The sequence below is a fragment of the Qipengyuania sp. SM2512 genome, assembly GCF_054954005.1.
The window spans coordinates 2,700,849-2,721,008 of record NZ_CM143134.1 but is presented as its reverse complement, the minus strand read 5'-3'; the positions used below and the strand labels follow the sequence as shown (position 1 = coordinate 2,721,008).

The window sequence follows — 20,160 nt, the reverse complement described above, 5'->3', positions numbered from 1 at the left end:
TCCTTCTGCCTTGGAAGCGTGATGACGGGTTTCGACTGGATAGTGCTAATCATCGTCGGCGTAGCGGCCACCGGCGGCTTCATGCGCGGTTTCGTGCAGGAAGTGTTTTCGCTCGTCGCCTGGACGCTAGCAATCTTCGAGATCCGCTTCCTCCACTCCCCGCTGACCGAGGCGCTGGCCGATTACACCGGGCGTGACATCACCACCGCCGTGCTCGCGTTCGCGCTCCTGCTGCTGATCCCCTATGCGGCGATGAAGGTCATCGCTGGCAATGTCAGCGGCGCCTCGCGCGGTTCGGTGATGGGTCCGATCGACCGCGTGCTCGGGTTCGGCTTCGGCGCGCTGAAAGGCGCGGTGATCGTGGTGATCGCCTTCTCGCTGCTGGTGCTGGGCTACGACAGCGTCTGGGGGTTCAAGGGCCGCCCCGACTGGATTTCGGGTGCCCGCTCCTACGATTTCGTCGATGCCAGTTCGCGCAGCATGGTCGAAATGGTCGCCGAGCAGCGCGCGCAATTGCGCGACGAACGCGAGGCTGCCGAAGCGGCCGACGACGAAGCATGAGCGCGGTGGCCCCGCTGCGCCCGGGCGCGCTCTACTCGCCCGCGCTGCTCGGGCTCGCGGTCGAACTGGCCGAATATCCCCTCATCGACGCAATGGCGCTGCGCGGCGAAGCACGTTCGCGGAGCTGCGGCAGCACGCTCGTGCTTGGCTGCACGACCGATGACGACGGCGCGATTGTCGAGTTCGGGATGCGGGTGAGCGCCTGCGCGGTCGGGCAGGCATCGGCTGCGATCTTCGCGAAGCACGCGCATGGCCGCGATGCAGCATCGCTGGAGCGCAGCCTGGCCGGAATTGATGGCTGGCTGAACGGTTCCGGCGAACGCCCCGTCTGGCCCGGGCTCGAAGCGCTCGAGCCGGCGCTGCCGCATGCCGGTCGGCACGAGGCGATCCGCCTGCCGTGGAGAGCCGCGCTGGCCGCGCTTTCCAAGCGCGCCCCCGCGCGCTAACTCCCGCGCGAAGCCTGCGACAACCGGGGAGGGGAGAGGGCATGGCCACCAGCACCGATGCGGGCGATCTCACGCCGACACCCGCGCTGCGCGAACCCAGCGAGAAGGAGATCCGCCTCGTCATCGCCGCGAGTTCGGCGGGGACGATCTTCGAATGGTATGATTTCTTCATCTACGGCACGCTCGCCGGGCTGATCGGCGCCGCCTTCTTTCCCAGCGACAACGAGACGCTGCAGATTCTGCTGGTCTGGGCGGGCTTCGCGGTGGGCTTCGGGTTCCGCCCGCTGGGCGCGATCCTGTTCGGCTTTCTCGGCGACCGGTTGGGGCGCAAATACACCTTTCTCGTCACCGTCACGCTGATGGGTGTCGCGACCGCGGGCGTCGGCATGATCCCCACCGCGGCCAGCATCGGCATCGCCGCGCCGATCATCGTCATCGGTCTGCGCATCCTGCAGGGGCTGGCGCTGGGCGGCGAATATGGCGGGGCCGCGATCTATGTCGCCGAACACGCCCCGCCCGAAAAACGCGGCTTCTACACGGGCTTCATTCAGGCCAGCGTGGTCGGCGGCTTCGTGCTTTCTATAGCGGTGGTGATCGCCTGCCGCGCGGCCTTCAGCGAGGCGGAGTTTGCAGAGTGGGGCTGGCGCATGCCCTTCCTGCTGTCGCTGATCCTGCTGGCGATCTCGCTGTGGATGCGGCTCAAACTGTCCGAAAGCCCGGTGTTCCAGGCGATGAAGGCGACAGGCGAAACCGCCGGCAATCCCTTCGTCGAGAGCTTCACCTATCCCGGCAACAAGCGCCGGCTGCTGATCGCTTTCGCGGTCACAGGCATTCTGACGACGATCTGGTACACCGCCTTTTTCTCCGGCCTGTCCTTCCTGCGCGGCCCGATGCGGCTCGAGGAGAGCGTGGTCGAATGGATGCTGCTCGTGGCCGGGCTGATCGCGATGAGCTTCTACGTGGTGGTCGGGCGCTGGTCGGACCGGATCGGTCGCCGCCGCCCGATCGTGATCGGCGCGCTGCTCAGCTTGGTGCTGCTGTTCCCGATCTTCTGGGGCATGGGCAGCCTCGCCAACCCGGGGCTCGCCGAGGCGGCACGCGACAACCCCGTGGTGGTCGCGGGGAGCGAGTGTTCGACCGACCCCTTTGCCGAATTGTTCGACCGCGAGCAGAGCCGGTGCGGCATGCTGCTCGAGACGCTGACCGCGAGCGGGGTGGCCTACAGCGTCGAACCGGCCTCGGCGCTGTCGCTGATTGTCGGCGGCGAGGCGATCAGGCTGCAGTCCGCATGGTTCGAGGACGGTACCGCAAGGCGCGACGGGCTACAGGCGGCTTTGACTGCGCAGGGTTTCGATTTTGCGCGCCAGGCACCGCCACCGGCGAATATCCTCGGCATCGTGGCACTGCTGCTGGTGCTCGGCATGCTTTCCGCGCTGACCTATGGCTCGGTCGCGGCGCTGCTCGCCGAACTGTTTCCGCCGCGGATCCGCTACAGCTCGATGTCGATCCCCTATCATATCGCCGCAGGTTACCTCGGTGGGTTCCTGCCGCTGATCGCGGGCATCATCGTCGCGCGTTCGGGCGATGTCTATGCCGGGCTGTGGTACACCTGGGCGGTCGTCGCTCTGGGTCTGGTGGTGGTCTGGTGGGGCCTCCCCGGCGGCCCACCGCGCGATTTCTCGGACGAACCCGCCAGCCGTGGCTGAGGTGCCGCCATCCACGCTCCGGCTCCGGCTCGACGAAGCCGCGCTCGCCGCCAACTGGCGCACGCTCGACGCGATGTCGGGCCGCGCCCGCGCCGGGGCGGCGGTCAAGGCCGATTGCTACGGCCTCGGGGTCGAGCGTTGCCTGCCCGTGCTGCGCGAGGCCGGCTGCAGGGATTTCTTCGTCGCACATTGGTCCGAGGTCGAAGCGGTGCTGGCGCATGTCCCGCCGGCGCAGCTCTCGGTGCTACACGGCGTGCTCAACACCGCTCAGGCCACCTATGCCCGCGCCACGGGGGTGCGCCCGGTGATCGACAGCCTGCATCAGGCGCGGGTCTGGTGCGAAAGCGGGGGCGGGCGCTGCGACCTGATGGTGGACACCGGCATCAACCGGCTCGGCATCGCGCCCGAGGAGCTCGCCGATCCATTGATCCAGAGCCTCGATATCGAGATGCTGATGTCGCATCTCGCCTGCGCCGACGAGGACAGCGCGATGAACGCGCGCCAGCTCGCCGCTTTCCGGGCGGCGATCCCGCTGGTCGCGCATCGCGAGGCGAGCCTCGCCAACAGCGCCGGGATCGCGCTGCGTCATGACTACCATTTCGATCTCACCCGCCCGGGACTTGCGCTCTACGGCGGCGTTCCGCGGTCCGAATTCGCCGAGACCATTCGCCAGGTCGCCTCCCCCGAAGCCGCGCTGCTCCAGGTCCGCGATGTCCCTGCGGGTGCCAGTGTCGGCTACAACGCCACCTTCACCGCGCCTGCCCCGATGCGGGTGGGGGTGGTTTCGCTCGGCTATGCCGATGGCGTGCTGCGTAGCTGGGGCGGGGCGCATTTCGCGCATGGCGAACGCCGCCTCCCGATCCTGGGGAAGGTGTCGATGGACATGATGGTGATCGACCTCGCGGAGGCCCCCGACCTCGCAGCGGGCGACTGGGTCGCGCTGCCGTACCATCTCCCCGATGCTGCGCGGCAAACCACTCTTTCACAATATGAATTGCTGACCGTGCTGGGCGATCGCTTCGGTTGAGCGCGCCTTTCGTCGCCCTTGTTGCGCTGCACATTGTGCAGGTGCTAATGCAGCATGGAGGCAGAGAGAGGTATTTTCCGATATGGCCAAGCGCACGAGCGATGGCGGCCCCATCGTCATCAAGAAATACGCCAACCGGCGGCTCTACAACACCGACACCTCGAGCTACATCACGCTCGACGATCTTGCGAAGATGACGCGCGAAAACGTCGACTTCTCGGTGATCGATGCCAAAAGCGGCGACGACATCACTCACACCATCCTAACGCAGATCATCGTCGAGCAGGAAAGCACCGGCGAGCAGATGCTCCCGGTCAGCTTCCTGCGCGACCTGATCTCGATGTATGGCAATTCGATGCAGGCGATGATGCCCAGCTATCTCGAAGCCAGCATGACCAGCTTCCGCAAGAACCGCGAGCAGTTGCAGGAGGCGTTCCAGAAGGGCGTCGAGGCCAACCCCATGGCGAGGATGGTCGAAACCAATCTCAAGCTGATGCAGGGCGCCGCCGAGGTCTTTATGCCGGGCAGCAAGCCATCGACAACCAAGCCCCCCGCCACCAAGCCTGCCTCGAAAGACGAGCTGGCACAGATGCGCGAACAGATGGCGGCGATGCAGAAGAAGCTCGACGAGCTCGACAGCTAAAAGCCGCCAATCCCGACTGCGGAACAAAACCCGGCTCGACTAGCCTCGACGGCTGCGGCTAGGGGCTGCGGCGACAACCCTTCAATGAACGAGATTGCCCGATGGCCGAGATTCGCCACGCCCTGACCGCCCGCCGCGCCGATGATTTCGCCGCCTGGTACCAGGAAGTCATCGCCGCCGCCGATATGGCCGAGGAATCGGGCGTACGCGGCTGCATGGTGATCAAGCCCTGGGGCTTCGGGATCTGGGAACGGATGCAGCGGCTGCTCGACGACCGGATCAAGGCGACCGGTCACGAAAACGTCTATTTCCCGCTGTTCATCCCGCTCGCCAATTTCGAGCGCGAGGCCGAGCATGTCGAGGGCTTCGCCAAGGAAATGGCGGTGGTCACCCACCACCGGCTGATCGCCGGCAAGACCGGCGGGCTGGTCCCCGATCCCGAGGCGAAGCTCGAAGAGCCGTTGGTGGTCCGTCCGACTTCGGAAACCATCTTCGGCGATGCCATGGCGCGCTGGATCCGCAGCTGGCGCGACCTGCCCCTGAAGCTCAACCAATGGGCCAATGTCGTGCGCTGGGAAATGCGCACTCGCATGTTCCTGCGAACCAGCGAGTTCCTCTGGCAGGAAGGCCACACCGCGCATGCCGACGAGACCGAGGCGCGCGAGCACACGCTGCGGATGCTCGAGGTCTACCGCGCTTTCGCCGAGGACGATCTCGCCCTCCCGGTCGTCGCCGGCGAGAAGCCCGAGAACGAGCGCTTCCCCGGCGCGGTCGAGACCTGGTCGATCGAGGCGATGATGCAGGACGGCAAGGCGCTGCAGGCCGGCACCAGCCATTATCTCGGCGAGAATTTCGCTCGCGCCAGCGGCATCCAGTTCCAGGACAAGGATGGCGGTCAGACCTATTGTCACACCACCAGCTGGGGCGTCTCGACCCGGATGGTGGGAGCGATCATTATGACCCATGGCGACGACGACGGCTTGCGCGTGCCGCCGCAGATCGCGCCCTGGCAGGTGGTGATCCTGCCGATGCTGCGCGACAAGCCCGAGGACGAGGCGCTGCTCGCCTATTGCGAGGAATTGCGCGCCATGCTGGCAGCCGAGCGCGGTTTCGGGGAGCCTGTTCGCGTGCTGCTCGACACCAAGCCCGGCAAGGCTGCCGCCAAGCGCTGGGACTGGGTCCGCAAGGGCGCACCGGTGATCGTCGAGGTCGGCGGGCGCGACATGGAGCAGGGCGTGGTCTCGCTGCTGCGCCGCGACGGCCTGTGGGACGCCGCCAGCGGCAAGCCCGCCTTCGCGAACCCCGCGCGCGAAGCGCTGGCACAATCGCTGCCCGCTATGCTTGCCGAGATCCAGGCCGGGCTGTTGTCCGAGGCAAGCGAACGCCGCGAGTCCAATATCACCCGCAATGTGACCGGCATGGAGACGGTCGAGGCGCATTTCGCCGAGGACCAGCGCTACCCCGGCTGGCTCGAGGTGCAATGGTCCAAGCCCACCGGCCCCGCGCTCGATGCGGTGGTCGAGCGGCTGAAGGCGCTCAAGCTGACGGTGCGCAACGTGCCGATCGATGCGCTGCCCGCCGATGGGACCTGCATCTTCACCGGTGAACCCGCGGTCGAACGGGTGCTGCTGGCGCGCGCCTACTGACTTGCGCCCGGGCGCGATCTGGTGGAGACCCCGGCGGATGAAAAAACTAGCCTTGGTCGCCGCCTTCCTCGCAAGCCCACTCGCCGCACAGACCCCGCCCGCTGGCGAGGTCTCCGCGGACCGCCTGCGGGCCGATGTCGAGAAGCTCGTCTCCTTCGGCACTCGCCATACATTATCGAGCCAGACCGATCCCGAACGCGGGATCGGTGCGGCGGTGGACTGGGGAGCCGCCGAATTCGGGCGCATCTCCGCAGCCTGCGGCAATTGCCTCGAAGTGGTGCTGCCCGAAACGATGATCGAGGGCCGCCGCGTTCCGACGCCGACGCGGCTGCGCAATGCCGTCGCCATCCAGCGCGGCAGCGAACGACCCGATGAAGTCGTCATCGTCCAGGCCCATATCGACAGCAGGGTCTCGGATGTGGCGGATTTCGCCAGCGACGCTCCCGGCGCAAACGACAACGCGTCGGGGAGCGCACTGGTCCTCGAAGCCGCACGCGCACTGAGCGGCGAAACCTACCCGACCACGATCATCTATGCGCTGCTTTCGGGCGAGGAGCAGGGGCTCTACGGCGGGACGCTGCTGGCGGATTGGGCCAGGCAACAGGGTTTTACGGTCAAGGCTGTGCTCAACAATGATGTCGTCGGCAACAGCTGCGGCAGCGACGGCTATTGCGATCCCGATCACGTCCGGGTGTTCTCGGAGGGCCCGCGTGCCGATCTCACCGATCCCCTGCGCGCTGCGCAGCGCCGCGAAGGCGGCGAGAACGATTCCCCCAGCCGCAATCTTTCGCGCTGGATCGACGCCATCGCCGCGCAGGACGAGGTCGGTCTTGATGTCCGCCAGATCTGGCGGGTCGATCGCATGGGGCGGGGCGGGGACCAGATCCCCTTCCTCGAAGCGGGCTATCCGGCAGTGCGCTTCAGCGTCGCGGTCGAAGATTACGACCACCAGCACCAGGACCTGCGCACCGAGGATGGCACGGTTTACGGCGACACTGTGGACGAGATGGATTTCGCCTATCTCGCCAAGGTAACGCAGCTCAACGTCCGCGCGCTCGACCTGCTAGCGTCCGTACCCCTGCCGCCGGCGCCGACCGCGCAGGCTGCGGTGCGCACTTCGACGCTGATCGAATGGCAACCCGTTCCCGGCGCAGCCAGCTACGAAGTCTATCGCCGCCGGACGGACCAACCCTATTGGGAAGCCGAACCGCAGGCAGTCGTCCCCAGCTCCGCCGACCTGCGGGTCGATCTGGCCGCGGTGCGCGGCGACGACTGGTTCTTCGGGGTCAACGCCTGCTCCGCGCAAGGCGTCTGCAGCCCTGTCGCCAGCGCCGTTCCGGCGGGGCAATTCGCCCCCGTCGCCGTCGAAGAGGATGACAGCGACTAGAGGCGACCCCATATGGGCCGGATGAATAAGAAAAACGAAAACAATAGCCGCACCGCCGGCATGCCCTCCCAGACCGAGATCATCGAGTTCATCCAGAGCTACGATGGAGCGGCGGGCAAGCGCGAGATCGCCAAGGCCTTCGGATTGAAGGGTCAGGAAAAGATCGCGCTCAAGAAGCGCCTCAAGCAGATGGCCGAAGACGGGCTGATCGAGGGCAAGCGCACTGCCTATCACCGTTCGGGCGACCTGCCCAAGGTGACGGTGCTCAAGATCGTCTCGATCGAGGATGGCGAACTCTATGCCGAACCCGAGAGCAAGGACGGCGATGACGAAGCCGAAGCCAAGCCCCAACGGCTGCTGGTCAAGGAAAGCAAGAAGCACGGCACTTTGAAACGCGGCGACCGGATCCTCGCGCGCACCGAACAGACCGAGCACGGCTGGCGCGCCCACCCGATGAAGAAGCTGCCCGCCCGCAGCGAAGGGCTGATGGGGGTTGTCGAGATCGACCAGGCGGGCAAGGCCTGGCTCGCGCCGGTGGACAAGAAGATCCGCAATTCCTCGCCCATCTCCGATCTCGGCGGCGCCGAGGATGGCGAGCTGGTGATCGTCGAGCGCACCGGCAATTCGCCGCGCGTCGGGGTCAAGGTGGTCGAGGTCGTCGGCGATCCGCTGGCGCCCAAGAGCTTCAGCATGATCGCCATCGCCAAGCACGGCATCCCGCATGTCTTTCCCGGCGAGGTCGTGGAAGAGGCCAAGCAGGCCGCCAAGCTGCCGCTCTCCGAAGACAAACGCGAGGATCTGCGCGGGGTCCCGATCGTGGCGATCGACCCCGCCGATGCGCGCGATCACGACGACGCGATCTGGGCCGAACCCGATGGAGAGGGCGGCTACCGCGCGATCGTCGCCATCGCCGATGTCGCCTTCTACGTCCGTCCCGGCGGCGCGCTCGACAAGGAAGCGCGCAAGCGCGGCAATTCGGTCTATTTCCCCGATCAGGTCGTGCCGATGCTGCCCGAAGTGCTCAGCGCCGATGTCTGCTCGCTCAAGCAGGATGTCGACCGCGCCGCGATGGCCTGCCACCTGCGGATCTCTCCCAAAGGCCAGATCACCGAATGGCGCTTTACCCGCGCCATCGTCCGGCTGGCGCGCAACATCGCCTACGAGGATGCGCAGGCCGCGATCGACAGCAGGGACGCGCCCGAATTCCTGATGCATCTGTGGGGCGCGTGGAAGCTGCTCCACGAGGCCCGGACCGCGCGCGATCCGCTCGAGCTCGACCTGCCCGAGCGGCAGGTGCGATTGAACGACAAGGGCCAGATCGAGGAGATCGCGGTGCGCGAACGGCTCGATGCCCATCGCGTGGTCGAGGATTTCATGATCGCCGCCAATGTCGCCGCCGCCAAGGCGCTGGAGGCCAAGACCGCTCCTGTGGTCTATCGCATCCACGAACCGCCGAGCCGCGAGAAGCTCATCGCGCTGCGCGAATACATGGCGACCCAGGGCCGCAAGATCGCGCTCGGCCAGGTGATCACCCCCAGCCTGTTCAACCGCCTGCTCAAGGATGTCACCGACGAGGCCGAAAAGGTGCTGGTGATGGAAGCCGTGCTGCGGAGCCAGACGCAGGCCTATTACGGCCCCGCCAACGCCGGGCACTTTGGACTGTCGCTGGGCTCCTACGCGCATTTCACCTCGCCGATCCGCCGCTATGCCGACCTCCTGGTCCACCGCGCGCTGGTGGATGCCTACAAGCTCGAACAGCCCAAGCCGGGCGGCGGGCTGCCCGCGGGCAGCGGGCTCGCCGACCGCGACCGCGATTCGCTGCAGGCGATCAGCGATGCGATCAGCCAGACCGAGCGCCGCGCGATGGAAGCCGAGCGCGACACTATCGACCGCTATGTCGCCGCCTGGCTCTCGGGCCGCGTCGGCGAGACTTTCGACACCCGTGTCACCGGGGTGCAGGGCTTCGGCTTTTTCGCCACGATCGAAAAGCTCGGCGGCGACGGGCTGGTCCCGGTCTCGACGCTGGGACGCGAATATTTCCGCTACGACGAGGCCTCGCAGACGCTCACGGGCGAGGGCAGCGGCACCAGCTATTCGGTGGGCGACAAGCTCAAGCTGACGCTCGCCGAAGCCAATGCGCTGACCGGCGCGCTGAAGTTCGAAGTGCCCGAGTCGGAAGGCAAGGGTATCGAACCGCGCGGCCGGCGCGACGACGGACGCAAAAAGCATGGTGGGTGGGGCGGCGGCAAGAACGGCCCGCCCAGAGGCAAGGGCGGTGCGCCTAGAGGCAAGCCCGGTTCGGGCAAATCCAACCAAGGCAAACCCGCTGTCGGTAAATCGGCTCAGGGCAAATCCGCCGAGGGCAAATCCTCTCGGGGCAAGCCAGCAACGGGCCAGCATGCGCAGGGCCAGCGAGGCAGGCCCGCGAACATCCGTCACCAGGGCCGCAAGAAGCCGTAGCGCCGCGCGGCCGGCGGCGCCTCGGCCCGGAACAGCGCCGGGCCGCGCTCATTGGATGGGGGAAGGAGATGGCCCCCCATGCTGACCCACGGCTCGACTGCCCCCGACCTCGACCTCCCGCTGACCATCAAGGCCCGCTTCGTGCTGTCCGACCAGCGGCCCGAGGCCTTCACGATGCTGGTCTTCTATCGCGGCAGCCACTGCCCGATCTGCAAGCGATACCTCACCGAACTGGGCGGACGGCTGGACGAGTTCACCGGCCGCGGGGTCAATGTCTTCGCGGTCTCGATGGATTCGCCCGAGCGCGCCGCGACCGCGCATGACGAGTGGGACACGCACGACTTGCCGCTGGCGCATTCGCTGAGCGAGGAGCAAGCACGCGAATGGGGGCTGTTCCTGTCGCAGGCGCGGCCCGACAGCGAGGAGCCGGAGGTCTTTTCCGAGCCCGGCCTGTTCCTGCTCAAGCCCGACCGTTCGGTGCATTTCGAGGTCGTGCAGAGCGCGCCCTTCACCCGGCCCGATCTCGATCAATTGCTCGAGGGCATCGATATCATTGCCGAGAAGGATTACCCCGCGCGCGGCACGCTCACCTGAGCGGTGCGGCGGCGCAGGTGCGGCTCACGCCAGCCGGTCGAGCGCCTCGCGGTCGAGGCCGCCGGGAATGATGTAGAGCGGGCAGGGCAGCGTGCCCGCATGCGCGGAGAAATGGCTCACCAGCGGGCCGGGTCCGCCCTCGGCGCTTGCACCCAGCACCAGCGCCGCGATATCCTCGCGCTCGGTCAGGTAGTCGCGCACGATCGCTTCCGGATCCCCCAGCCGCACCGCGATCTGCGGCATCTTGCCGCTCTCTGCGAAGATATTGCCCGCGGCGGAATTGGCCATGACTTCGGCGCGCTCGCGCGCTTCCTGCTCGATGGTCGCCTGCACCCCGCCGAAGGCGTTGAAATTCTGCCGCGGCACCAGCGCCAGAATATGCACCGATCCGCCGGTCTGCGCGGCGCGGTGGCTGGCGAAGCGCAGCGCGCTCTTGGCCTCCTCGGTCTCGTCCATGACGACAAGGTATTTGCGCATGTAATCTCTCTCCGACCCCCGCCCGATCCTGGGCCGGGTCTCTTGCAAGCGGGTATCCGGGATAAACCCGGTGTTCGCAAGAACCTTGCGGGAAGCGGCCAAATTGGCCAGAGGTGCGCCACCATATTCCGACCCCTGCCCGACCGCTGCGAGGACGCGCCAAACCCCATGCCGATCGCCATCAAGATGCCCGCCCTGTCGCCGACCATGGAGGAAGGCACGCTCGCCAAATGGCTGGTCAAGCCGGGCGACACGGTTCGCTCGGGCGACATCATGGCCGAGATCGAGACCGACAAGGCGACGATGGAATTCGAGGCGGTGGACGAGGGCGTTCTCGCCTCGATCGCGGTCGAGGAAGGCAGCGAGGGGGTCAAGGTCGGCACCGTGATCGCCATGCTCGCCGAAGAGGGCGAGGATGTGGACGCGGTGGCGAAAGCGGATGCGCCCGCGGTTTCTCCCGACAAAGGCAAGGATACTCCCGCTGCTTCGACAGGATCAGAACCAGCGGATGGCGACGCGGAGGCTTCGGACGAGCAATCCGGGGCCGAGCCGGAGCCCAAACCCGCTTCCGAAGCCGCACCCAAGCCCTCGGGCGATCGCATCATCGCCAGCCCGCTGGCCAAGCGCATCGCCGAGCAGCAAGGTATCGACCTTGTGGGCGTAACCGGCAGCGGCCCCAATGGCCGCATCGTCAAAGCCGATGTCGAGAGCGCCCAGGCGGACACCGCCGCGCCCGCAAAACCGCGCGACGAAGCCACCGCCGAGATGGCGCCCCCGCGGACGCCTTCGAAGACTCCCGCCGAGAGCGAATACGGCGCTCCCTATGAGGAGGAAAAGCTCTCCAGCGTGCGCAAGATCATCGCGCGGCGGCTCACCGAGAGCAAGCAGCAAGTCCCGCATTACTATCTCGCGGTCGATGTCCGGCTCGACGCGCTGCTCGACCTGCGCAAACAGCTCAATGCCGGCCTCGAGGCCGACGGGATCAAGCTGTCGGTCAACGATCTGCTGATCAAGGCGCTGGCGCGCGCGCTGATGCGCGTGCCGCAGTGCAACGTCAGCTTCCAGGGCGAGACGATCCACAAATACAGCCGCGCCGATGTCTCGGTCGCGGTCGCGGCGCCAAGCGGACTGATCACCCCGATCGTCACCGAGGCCGACACCCGCGGGCTCGCTTCGATCAGCACCACGATGAAAGCGCTGGCCGAGAAGGCGCGCGAGGGCAAATTGCAGCCGCATGAATATCAGGGCGGCACCGCCAGCCTGTCCAATCTGGGGATGTTCGGGATCAAGCAGTTCGACGCGGTGATCAATCCGCCGCAAGGCATGATCATGGCGGTGGGAGCGGGCGAACCGCGGCCCTATGTGGTCGACGGCGCGCTCCAGATCGCCACGGTGATGACCGCGAGCGGCAGCTTCGACCACCGCGCCATCGACGGCGCTGACGGCGCGCAGTTGATGGAAGCCTTCAAGACCCTGTGCGAAAACCCGATGGGGCTGGTGGTTTGAACGAAAGACGTTCCTCGCACACGGTGGCTTTCCTCTGCGGCTTCGCGCTTCTGCTCGCCGCCTGCGACTACCAAAACGACCCGGGCGAGCCGCGCACATACGATTTGCAATCCGCCGAGGAAGCCGCCGTGGTCGACGAGCGCCCGGTGCAGATCGGGTTCGACGGGCGGCGCTTCGCGGCCTGCGCCAGCTACGGCGAAGTCACCAGCTTCAATCCGCGCGGCGAGGACACGCTGACCGTGCGCGCCGCTCCCGCAGGAAGCGCGGCGGAAGTCGACCAACTGGCCGCGGGAACCGGCGTTGCCATGTGCCAGAAGGTCGGCGGCTGGATCGGCATCGTCTATCCGCCTCCGCCTGCCGTGGCAGAAGAAGGCGAAGAGATCGAGGAACTGCTCGATTGCGGCACCGGCTCGCCGGTTCCCAGCGCACGCAATTACGAGGGTCCCTGCCGAACCGGCTGGGTCCGTGAGGAATATATCCGCCTGATGGGAAGCCAATCATGACCGAACGCATTCCCCTGATCCGCGTCACCGCCATGCCCGCCGACACCAACCCCTATGGCGGGGTGTTCGGCGGCTGGCTGATGAGCCAGATGGCGCTGGGCGCGGGCGCGCTCGCCAGCCGCGAGGGGCAGGGCAAGGCCGTGGTCGTCTCGGCGAGCGATTTCGCCTTTCCCGGCGCGATGGCGGTGGGCGACGAGCTCTCGGTCTATTGCGAGATCGCCGCTGTCGGCCAGACCTCGATGACCGTCGCCGCCGAGGCGATCGCGCGCGATCGCAATGGCGAGGCGACCACCCGCGTCGCCGAGGGGACGTTCAAATTCGTCCTGCTCGACGATGAGGATCGCCCGCGACCGGTGCGGCTCTCCGCCGAGGCCGCACTGCCGCGGCGCGAGAAGGCAGGTGCCGGGGCGCAGAACGATGCCTGAGCGCTTTCCTACAGGGGTGCCGATGCGCCGTAGTCGAGGCATAATTCACAACCACTCCGCCGCAGCGTCGCGTCCTTCTGGGGCTTTCGCGCGCGCCGGACACAGCAACACACAGGGTTCGCATGGCTGAGAAATACGATCTGATCGTGCTGGGGAGCGGGCCGGGCGGCTATGTCGCGGCAATCCGCGCGGCGCAGCTCGGGCTCAAGACCGCTATCGTCGAGCGCGAACTGCTTGGCGGGATATGCCTCAACTGGGGCTGCATTCCGACCAAGGCGCTGCTGCGCTCGGCCGAGATCTTCCACTGTATGCAGAATGCGGGCGATTACGGGCTCAAGGCCAAGGAGATCGAGGCCGATCTCGACGCGGTGGTCAAGCGCAGCCGCGGAGTGGCCAAGCAGCTCAATCAGGGCGTTACGCACCTGATGAAGAAGAACAAGATCACCGTCTATATGGGCGAGGGCAGACTGACCGGTCCGACATCGCTGACGGTCAAGAGCGACAAGGGTGAAGAGAAGCTCGAAGCCAAGCATGTCATCGTCGCCACTGGCGCGCGGGCGCGCGAGCTGCCTTTCGCCAAATCGGATGGCAAGCGCATCTGGACCTATCGCCATGCGATGACGCCGAGCGAGATGCCGAGCAAGCTGCTGGTGATCGGCTCGGGCGCGATCGGGATCGAATTCGCGAGCTTCTACAACGACATGGGTGCCGAGGTGACCGTGGTCGAGATGCTCGACCGGGTGGTCCCGGTCGAGGACGAGGAGGTTTCGGCCTTCCTTCAGAAAGCGCTGAGCAAACAGGGTATTGCGATCAAGACCGGAGCCGGTGTCGAGAATCTCGCGGTTGGGGCCAAGGGCGTCACGGCGAAGATCAAGGGCAGCGACGGCAAGCTCGAGACAACCGAGTTCAGCCATGTGATCGTCGCGGTGGGCATCGTTCCCAACACCGAAGATATCGGGCTGGAAAAGCTCGCCGAGATGGATCGCGGCTTCATCCAAATCGATCCCTATGGCCGCACCGAGTCCAAGGGCCTGTGGGCGATCGGCGACTGCACCCCCGGACCCTGGCTGGCGCACAAGGCCAGCCACGAGGGCGTCACCGCCGCCGAGGCGATCGCGCAGGAGCTCGGCAACAAGCAGGTCGCGCCGCACCCGCTCGACCGCGCCAACATCCCGGGCTGCACCTATTGCCACCCGCAGATCGCCAGCGTCGGCCTGACCGAGGCGAAGGCGAAGGACGCCGGGCACGAGGTAAGGGTCGGCAGCTTTCCCTTCATCGGCAATGGCAAGGCCATCGCGCTCGGCGAGGCAGAGGGCTTCGTCAAAACGGTGTTCGACGCCAAGACCGGCGAACTGCTCGGCGCACATATGATCGGCGCCGAGGTCACCGAGCTGATCCAGGGCTACACCGTGGGCAAGCAGCTCGAGACCACCGAGGCCGAACTGATGCAGACGATCTTCCCGCACCCGACACTGTCGGAGATGATGCACGAGAGCGTGCTCGCCGCCTACGACCGCGCGCTGCATATCTGAGGCCAGCTTCGCGTTTTGGCGCACCAGCTCTTCGCTTCGTCGTTAGCGCGTGCGCCGGTTCGCCTCCTCGTCGGTTGATCCTCCGAGGAGACCGAAGATGGAATACGAGATCGACGACGACCCGCAGGGCGAAGAGGACGAGAACCTGGGCGACCGCGATGGCGGCATCGTGGAGGATCACAGTGCGCTCAAGAACCAGTCGAGCGTAAAGGCGCAGGACTATCCGGCCGAGGACCGGCGCAACCAGTCCCTGGTCAACAAGAAGAAATAAGGGGGAGCCGGGCCGGAGGGGCCGGGGGCCGTTATATCGGCTCGCCGGGGCAATATTTGGCGAGATAATCCGCATGCGTCGGCATCTGCTGGACGAGGAATTTAATGGATTTCTCGATCTCGCCAACTTCCCTCAGGAGCGCGGGCGCGCCGATCGTATCGGCCATCGGGTTGTGTCCTCCCATGGCGATGCCCTGGCCCATCATCACCGCGGCCCAGCTGGTCTCCGTGAACAGCTCGTCCTCTTCGCGGAAAATCTGCCCATTGGTGCGGAACAGTTCGATCTTTTCGGCGAGACTATCGGGCACCTCCATCGTCCGGCAGTGGTTCCAGAAATCGGAGTCGGTGCGGTTCGTCGCGTGGTAGTGAAGCACCAGGAAATCGCGAATGCGCGTATATTCCTTGCCCGTTAGGCGATTGAACGCATCTTCCTGCGCCTGAGTGATCCCGTCGAGCGATAGCAGCGAAATGAGCTTGCTGATGCCGGAGCTGACCAGATGGATCGAGGTGGATTCCAGCGGCTCCATGAAGCCTGCGGACAGGCCAAGCGCGACGACGTTCTTGTTCCAGAATTTCTTTCGGCGGCCGGTCACGAACCGCAGGAAATTGGGATCCGCCTGCGGCTTGCCCGCGATGTTGCGGACGAGGACCTCATGCGCCTCCTCGTCGCTCATATATTCGCTGCAGTAGACGTGGCCGTTGCCGTTGCGGTGCTGCAGCGGAACCTGCCATTGCCATCCGGCACTGTGCGCTGTCGCGCGCGTGACAGGTGGCGGCGCGCTGCCATCCTCGCGCTTGCATGGCAGCGCGACGGCGCGGTCGCAGGGCAGGTATTGCCGCCAGTCCTCGTATCCGGTCTCGAGCGCCTGCTCGATCAGCAGGCCGCGAAAGCCCGAGCAATCGATGAACAGGTCGCCGGCGACCGTATCGCCATTTTCCATGGTGACGGAGGTCACATAGCCGGACTCGCCATCGAGCGTGACGTCCGCGACCTTGCCTTCGCGCCGAACCACGCCGCGCTTTTCCGCATAGCCGCGCAGGAACGCCGCGTAGCGGGTGGCGTCGAGGTGATAGGCGTAATTCGTCGGGGGAAGATCGTCGCTGCGGTAGTCCTCGGTGCGGGCGAACTTGCCGAAATAGGCGGCCATCGTCTCGAGGCTGAACACCTGGATCGGCCGCTTGTCGCCGCTCTGGCGGAGCCGGTGCCAGATGTGTTGAAACGACACGCCGCCGATCTCATACCCGTAGGCGCCGAAGGGGTGGATATAGCTCTCGCCGAGATTGCCCCAGTTCACGAACTGAATGCCGAGCTTGAACGAACCCTGCGTTGCCGCCAGCATCTCCTGCTCGTCGATCTCGAGCAGGCCGTTGAATTCGACGAAGGGCGGGATCGTCGCCTCGCCCACGCCGACGGTGCCGATCTGCTCGGATTCGACCAGTTCGATGTCGATCGCATTACCGGTCTTCAGACGGGACAGGGCGGCGGCGGCCATCCAGCCTGCGGTTCCGCCCCCGACGACGACGATTTTTCGAACAGCCATCCAATCTCACTGCCACCTTTCCCAGACCGGTGCCAGTCTATCGCGGAAAAATTGTGAACGTTCATACTAGCCCTTGTGAACGCTCACAACAAACGGTAGATGACAAAAAAAAGGCGGAGTCGTTCGCCGAAAAAAATTGTGCCAGGGGAGGATACATGTCTCGGAAACCTACCGGAATTGCGCGTGCGGCTAGCCGCGTCGCCGTATTGACGACCGCATCGGGACTGGCGCTGATCGCGTCGCATCCCGCCCTGGCGCAGGAAGCGCCGCCGATCGACGAGGAAGAAACCGCCGCCGCCGCCGAAGCGCCGGTTGCCGATGACGTGATCGTGGTCACCGGCTTTCGCGCCTCACTCGAATCCGCGCAGCAAATCAAACGCAGCGCTGATACCGTCGTCGACGTCATCACCGCGGAAGATATCGGCGCGCTCGCCGATCGCTCGGTGGCCGAGGCGCTGCAGCGCGTTCCGGGCGTCAACATCGGCCGGTTCGAGAAGACCTCCGATCCCGACCGCTTCTCGGTGGAAGGCACCGGCGTCGTCATTCGCGGGCTTCCCTACGTTCGCTCCGAACTCAACGGCCGCGACATCTTCTCCGCCACCGGTGGCCGGGTGCTGTCGTTCAACGATGTGTCGCCCGAGCTCCTCGGCCGCGTCGAGGTCTACAAGAACACCACGGCCGACATGATCGATGGCGGGATCGCCGGCACCGTCAATCTGGTGACGCGCAAGCCGCTCGATAACCCCGGCCTCAACATCGCCGGTTCGATCGAAGTGAATTACGGCGATCTGGCGAAGGAATGGTCGCCCGGCTACTCGGGAATCATCTCGAACACCTGGACCACGGGCGGCGGCAGCGTCTTCGGTCTCCAGCTCGGCTATGCAAAGTCCGAGCTTGTCAGCCGGACCGATGCTTCGCAGTTGCAGGACCCCTGCTACCGGGATGCCGGTCTGGATACCCCCTGCGTTCGCGTTCAGGACGTCAGCTCGGCCGGGCTGGGAGACGTCAATTTCGATGAAAGCAACTTCCCCCCCGCCGGCACGGTGATCGTGCCCAAGGGGGCGGGTGTGCGCACCACCGATCTGGAGCGCGATCGCGAGGCCTTTTCCGCAGTCGGCCAATTCGAAAGCGGCGATGGACGCCTGCTGGCGGCGGTCGAGTATCTGCGGGCGGAAACCCAGTTCTTCACCGATGAGTATTTCATCCAGGCTCTCGTCAACAATGATGCGGGCTTCCCGATCCGGCGGGCCGGAACCGATTGGGCCTTCGACGAGAACGGCGTCTTCCAGACCGGGACCCTCACCCAGATCACCGGCGATTCCAGCGCTTCGCCCTGGGGCGGCCTGCCGACCGAACTCGCCCGCTTCCAGCGCAACACCGTGGCGAAGACCGAGGATATCTCGTTCGATGCGCAGTTCGAGGCGACCGACCGCCTCAGGCTCAATTTCGAACTTCAGCACATCAGCTCCGACCTGCGTCAGGATTCGATCATCGGGGCGATGAACACCTTCTCCGATCTGATGATCGACAACACGGGCGCCACGCCGCAGGTCCAGTTCGTCACGCCGATCGGGGCTCCCGATGGCATCTACGACGATCCCGCCTACACCTATTACTGGTTCCTGCTCGACAGCAAGGCGCGCAACGAAGGCACGCTCGACAGCGTCCGCTTCGATGTCGATTACGATGTCAGCGACACTGGTTTCATCAAGCGCGCTGCGTTCGGAACCCGCTGGGCGGAACGCAGCCGGACTACGCGCGATACCAATTTCCAGAATTGGGGATCGCTCGGGGCGCCTTGGACCGGCCGCAACGGCAATTGGAGCAGCAACAATCAGGTCTACGGCGGCGGCGGCGGCGCGTATCCGAACGATTTCCCCGACGCATCTGCTTACCGCACCCCGTTTGCGGACAATTTCCAGCGCGGCAATGCGCCGACACCCATCCAGAACGGCGGCGGCTTTTTCTTCGGTGGCGATGACTTCATCGGTGAGTATCTGGATGGAACCACCATTGCGCAGGGCGAGGCGATCGCTGCATTCAGCTTCCCCGAGTTCCTGCCTGAACGATGGACGCCAATGCCGGACGGCTTTACTCCGGACCAGATTTCAGATGTCGAGGAACTGACGGCGGCTGCCTACGCCCGGTTCGACTACGGCCTCGACTTCGACAATGGCTGGGCGCTCGAAGGCAATTTCGGGGTGCGCTACGTCCAAACCACCGTGAAGAGCGGCGGGGTGATCGCGTTGCCCAATCCGGCCGATTTCGACAATCCCGCCAACAATTCGGCCGCGAATGGCGACGGGATCGTCCAGGTTTCCGAGATACGATCCTCCTGCGCCAACAATCCCAACCCGACCGCGCAGATCGGCTACTGCCAGCTCTCCGACGCCCGGCTTGCGCAATTCGCCGCAGCCTACACCGGCGAAGTGATCTTCGATAACCGCGACATCACTTTCGACCATTGGCTGCCGAGCTTCAACGCGAAGCTGGAGTTCGGCGATGGTCTGCTGCTGCGGGCCGCGGTTTCGAAAGGCATCTCGCGCCCCGATCTGGGGGTCTTCAGGTCGGGCGGCACCATTGCCGACAATACGGGGGACCTGCTCTCCGGGGGCACTCTTGAAACGGGTCCCCTGTTCCAGCTTTCCACCGGCAATCGCGATATCCAGGCGACCGAATCCTGGAATTACGACCTGTCGCTCGAATGGTACTTCAACAGCGTCGGATCGCTCACGCTGGCGGGCTTCCTCAAGGATCTGTCGGGGATCGTCAGCGGCGGCGTGAACATTCTCGACGTTCCCAGCCAAACCGGTGACATCGCGGTCGAGTTCAACCAGCCCGACAATGAGCAGGGGGGGACGCTCAAGGGATTCGAACTCGCCTATCAGCAATCCTACGACTTCCTGCCTGGCCTCCTCAGCGGGTTCGGAACGCAGCTGACCTATACCTATGTCGATGCCGGGGACTTCTCCAATCCCGATATCCTCGGCAACCGCAGCAATTTCGCGGCGCGGCAGCCGCTTCAGGGTGTTTCGGAGCATACGGTGAACGCGACGCTCTTCTATGAGAAGGGGCCGATTTCCACACGGGTGGCGTACAACTGGCGTTCGGATTTCCTGATCACCCCGCGCGACGACATCTTCCCGTTCTCGCCGATCTGGCAGGAGTCCACCGGGCAGCTGGACGCATCGTTCTTCTACGCGGTGACCGACGGGATCAAGCTGGGCGTGCAGGGTGTCAACCTGCTCGACGCAGTCACCCGCACCACCCAGGTGATCGACTTCGACGGCACCCGTCTCACGCGATCAGCTTTCCGGAACGATCGCCGCTTCACCTTCCTCGCGCGGTTCGATTTCTGATCGGCTGCTCGAAGCCCCGAAACACAAGCGGGCCGGTGCGGTGCCACCGGTCCGCTTGCCGTTCGGGCGGAAGGCGC

The 20,160-nt window shown here is 65.5% G+C and carries 17 protein-coding genes; 15 read left to right on the top strand and 2 right to left on the bottom strand.

The window, feature by feature from the left end:
• The first annotated feature begins 21 nt into the window (after positions 1–21).
• From ACQ5J0_RS13520 to ACQ5J0_RS13480, 9 genes are all read left to right on the top strand, one after another.
• Positions 22–561 (top strand): CvpA family protein, encoded by a 540-nt coding sequence (locus ACQ5J0_RS13520; protein ID WP_462568065.1) that lies wholly within the window; start codon positions 22–24, stop codon positions 559–561.
• A complete protein-coding gene (locus ACQ5J0_RS13515; protein WP_462568064.1) occupies positions 558–1,007 on the top strand; it encodes an iron-sulfur cluster assembly scaffold protein in 450 nt (149 codons plus the stop codon). The genes ACQ5J0_RS13520 and ACQ5J0_RS13515 overlap by 4 nt, the downstream gene beginning before the upstream one ends.
• Positions 1,008–1,048: 41 nt before the next feature.
• Complete coding sequence (locus ACQ5J0_RS13510; RefSeq protein ID WP_462568063.1) at positions 1,049–2,713, top strand: MFS transporter; 1,665 nt, start codon at positions 1,049–1,051, stop codon at positions 2,711–2,713.
• Entirely contained in the window at positions 2,706–3,740 is a 1,035-nt protein-coding gene (locus tag ACQ5J0_RS13505) for an alanine racemase (RefSeq protein WP_462568062.1), read from the top strand. Before ACQ5J0_RS13510 ends, ACQ5J0_RS13505 begins: the two co-directional genes overlap by 8 nt.
• Positions 3,741–3,822: 82 nt before the next feature.
• On the top strand, positions 3,823–4,383 hold the full coding sequence (phaR, locus tag ACQ5J0_RS13500) for a polyhydroxyalkanoate synthesis repressor PhaR (protein ID WP_462568061.1): 561 nt from the start codon (positions 3,823–3,825) through the stop codon (positions 4,381–4,383).
• Positions 4,384–4,484: 101 nt separating this feature from the next.
• Entirely contained in the window at positions 4,485–6,029 is a 1,545-nt protein-coding gene (gene proS, locus ACQ5J0_RS13495) for a proline--tRNA ligase (protein ID WP_462568060.1), read from the top strand.
• A 37-nt stretch (positions 6,030–6,066) separates the two neighbouring features.
• Positions 6,067–7,416, top strand: coding sequence for a M28 family peptidase (locus tag ACQ5J0_RS13490; protein WP_462568059.1), 1,350 nt, complete (start codon positions 6,067–6,069; stop codon positions 7,414–7,416).
• A gap of 21 nt (positions 7,417–7,437) precedes the next feature.
• Positions 7,438–9,876, top strand: a complete 2,439-nt coding sequence (gene rnr, locus ACQ5J0_RS13485; RefSeq protein WP_462568058.1) for a ribonuclease R — start codon at positions 7,438–7,440, stop codon at positions 9,874–9,876.
• Positions 9,877–9,954: 78 nt separating this feature from the next.
• Positions 9,955–10,470 (top strand): peroxiredoxin-like family protein, encoded by a 516-nt coding sequence (locus ACQ5J0_RS13480; RefSeq protein ID WP_462568057.1) that lies wholly within the window; start codon positions 9,955–9,957, stop codon positions 10,468–10,470.
• 24 nt (positions 10,471–10,494) lie between these two features.
• Here the strand turns inward: ACQ5J0_RS13480 and ACQ5J0_RS13475 are convergent, their stop codons facing one another.
• The gene (locus ACQ5J0_RS13475; RefSeq protein ID WP_462568056.1) at positions 10,495–10,947 is read right to left on the bottom strand and encodes a universal stress protein; all 453 of its coding nucleotides are present in this window, start codon (positions 10,945–10,947) and stop codon (positions 10,495–10,497) included.
• Positions 10,948–11,115: 168 nt separating this feature from the next.
• Between ACQ5J0_RS13475 and ACQ5J0_RS13470 the strand changes: the two genes are divergently transcribed.
• The 5 genes from ACQ5J0_RS13470 (at position 11,116) to ACQ5J0_RS13450 (ending at position 15,184) form a co-directional block, all read left to right on the top strand.
• Positions 11,116–12,453 carry a pyruvate dehydrogenase complex dihydrolipoamide acetyltransferase gene (locus tag ACQ5J0_RS13470; RefSeq protein WP_462568054.1) on the top strand — a complete coding sequence of 446 codons (1,338 nt, stop codon included), beginning with the start codon at positions 11,116–11,118 and terminating at the stop codon, positions 12,451–12,453.
• Positions 12,450–12,956: a hypothetical protein gene (locus ACQ5J0_RS13465; protein ID WP_462568053.1), complete on the top strand. Its 507-nt coding sequence runs from the start codon at positions 12,450–12,452 to the stop codon at positions 12,954–12,956. Before ACQ5J0_RS13470 ends, ACQ5J0_RS13465 begins: the two co-directional genes overlap by 4 nt.
• A complete protein-coding gene (locus tag ACQ5J0_RS13460) occupies positions 12,953–13,381 on the top strand; it encodes an acyl-CoA thioesterase (protein ID WP_462568051.1) in 429 nt (142 codons plus the stop codon). Before ACQ5J0_RS13465 ends, ACQ5J0_RS13460 begins: the two co-directional genes overlap by 4 nt.
• 122 nt (positions 13,382–13,503) lie before the next feature.
• Entirely contained in the window at positions 13,504–14,913 is a 1,410-nt protein-coding gene (gene lpdA / locus ACQ5J0_RS13455) for a dihydrolipoyl dehydrogenase (RefSeq protein ID WP_462568050.1), read from the top strand.
• A gap of 97 nt (positions 14,914–15,010) precedes the next feature.
• Entirely contained in the window at positions 15,011–15,184 is a 174-nt protein-coding gene (locus tag ACQ5J0_RS13450; protein ID WP_462568049.1) for a hypothetical protein, read from the top strand.
• Between the two features lie 31 nt (positions 15,185–15,215).
• Here ACQ5J0_RS13450 and ACQ5J0_RS13445 read toward each other — a convergent pair whose 3' ends face one another.
• Positions 15,216–16,724 carry a tryptophan halogenase family protein gene (locus ACQ5J0_RS13445; RefSeq protein WP_462568048.1) on the bottom strand — a complete coding sequence of 503 codons (1,509 nt, stop codon included), beginning with the start codon at positions 16,722–16,724 and terminating at the stop codon, positions 15,216–15,218.
• A 206-nt stretch (positions 16,725–16,930) separates the two neighbouring features.
• On the opposite strand from ACQ5J0_RS13445, the gene ACQ5J0_RS13440 reads away from it, so the two are divergent.
• A complete protein-coding gene (locus ACQ5J0_RS13440; RefSeq protein WP_462568047.1) occupies positions 16,931–20,083 on the top strand; it encodes a TonB-dependent receptor in 3,153 nt (1,050 codons plus the stop codon).
• Positions 20,084–20,160 lie beyond the last annotated feature (77 nt).

Bases quoted from the DNA above. Each gene is read 5' to 3' on its own strand.
- ACQ5J0_RS13450 (WP_462568049.1), top strand. From the start codon at position 15,011: ATGGAATACGAGATCGACGACGACCCGCAGGGCGAAGAGGACGAGAAC.
- ACQ5J0_RS13445 (WP_462568048.1), bottom strand. From the start codon at position 16,724: ATGGCTGTTCGAAAAATCGTCGTCGTCGGGGGCGGAACCGCAGGCTGG.
- ACQ5J0_RS13515 (WP_462568064.1), top strand. From the start codon at position 558: ATGAGCGCGGTGGCCCCGCTGCGCCCGGGCGCGCTCTACTCGCCCGCG.
- ACQ5J0_RS13510 (WP_462568063.1), top strand. From the start codon at position 1,049: ATGGCCACCAGCACCGATGCGGGCGATCTCACGCCGACACCCGCGCTG.
- ACQ5J0_RS13470 (WP_462568054.1), top strand. From the start codon at position 11,116: ATGCCGATCGCCATCAAGATGCCCGCCCTGTCGCCGACCATGGAGGAA.
- ACQ5J0_RS13460 (WP_462568051.1), top strand. From the start codon at position 12,953: ATGACCGAACGCATTCCCCTGATCCGCGTCACCGCCATGCCCGCCGAC.
- rnr (WP_462568058.1), top strand. From the start codon at position 7,438: ATGAATAAGAAAAACGAAAACAATAGCCGCACCGCCGGCATGCCCTCC.
- ACQ5J0_RS13480 (WP_462568057.1), top strand. From the start codon at position 9,955: ATGCTGACCCACGGCTCGACTGCCCCCGACCTCGACCTCCCGCTGACC.
- phaR (WP_462568061.1), top strand. From the start codon at position 3,823: ATGGCCAAGCGCACGAGCGATGGCGGCCCCATCGTCATCAAGAAATAC.
- ACQ5J0_RS13475 (WP_462568056.1), bottom strand. From the start codon at position 10,947: ATGCGCAAATACCTTGTCGTCATGGACGAGACCGAGGAGGCCAAGAGC.
- lpdA (WP_462568050.1), top strand. From the start codon at position 13,504: ATGGCTGAGAAATACGATCTGATCGTGCTGGGGAGCGGGCCGGGCGGC.
- ACQ5J0_RS13490 (WP_462568059.1), top strand. From the start codon at position 6,067: ATGAAAAAACTAGCCTTGGTCGCCGCCTTCCTCGCAAGCCCACTCGCC.
- ACQ5J0_RS13520 (WP_462568065.1), top strand. From the start codon at position 22: ATGACGGGTTTCGACTGGATAGTGCTAATCATCGTCGGCGTAGCGGCC.
- proS (WP_462568060.1), top strand. From the start codon at position 4,485: ATGGCCGAGATTCGCCACGCCCTGACCGCCCGCCGCGCCGATGATTTC.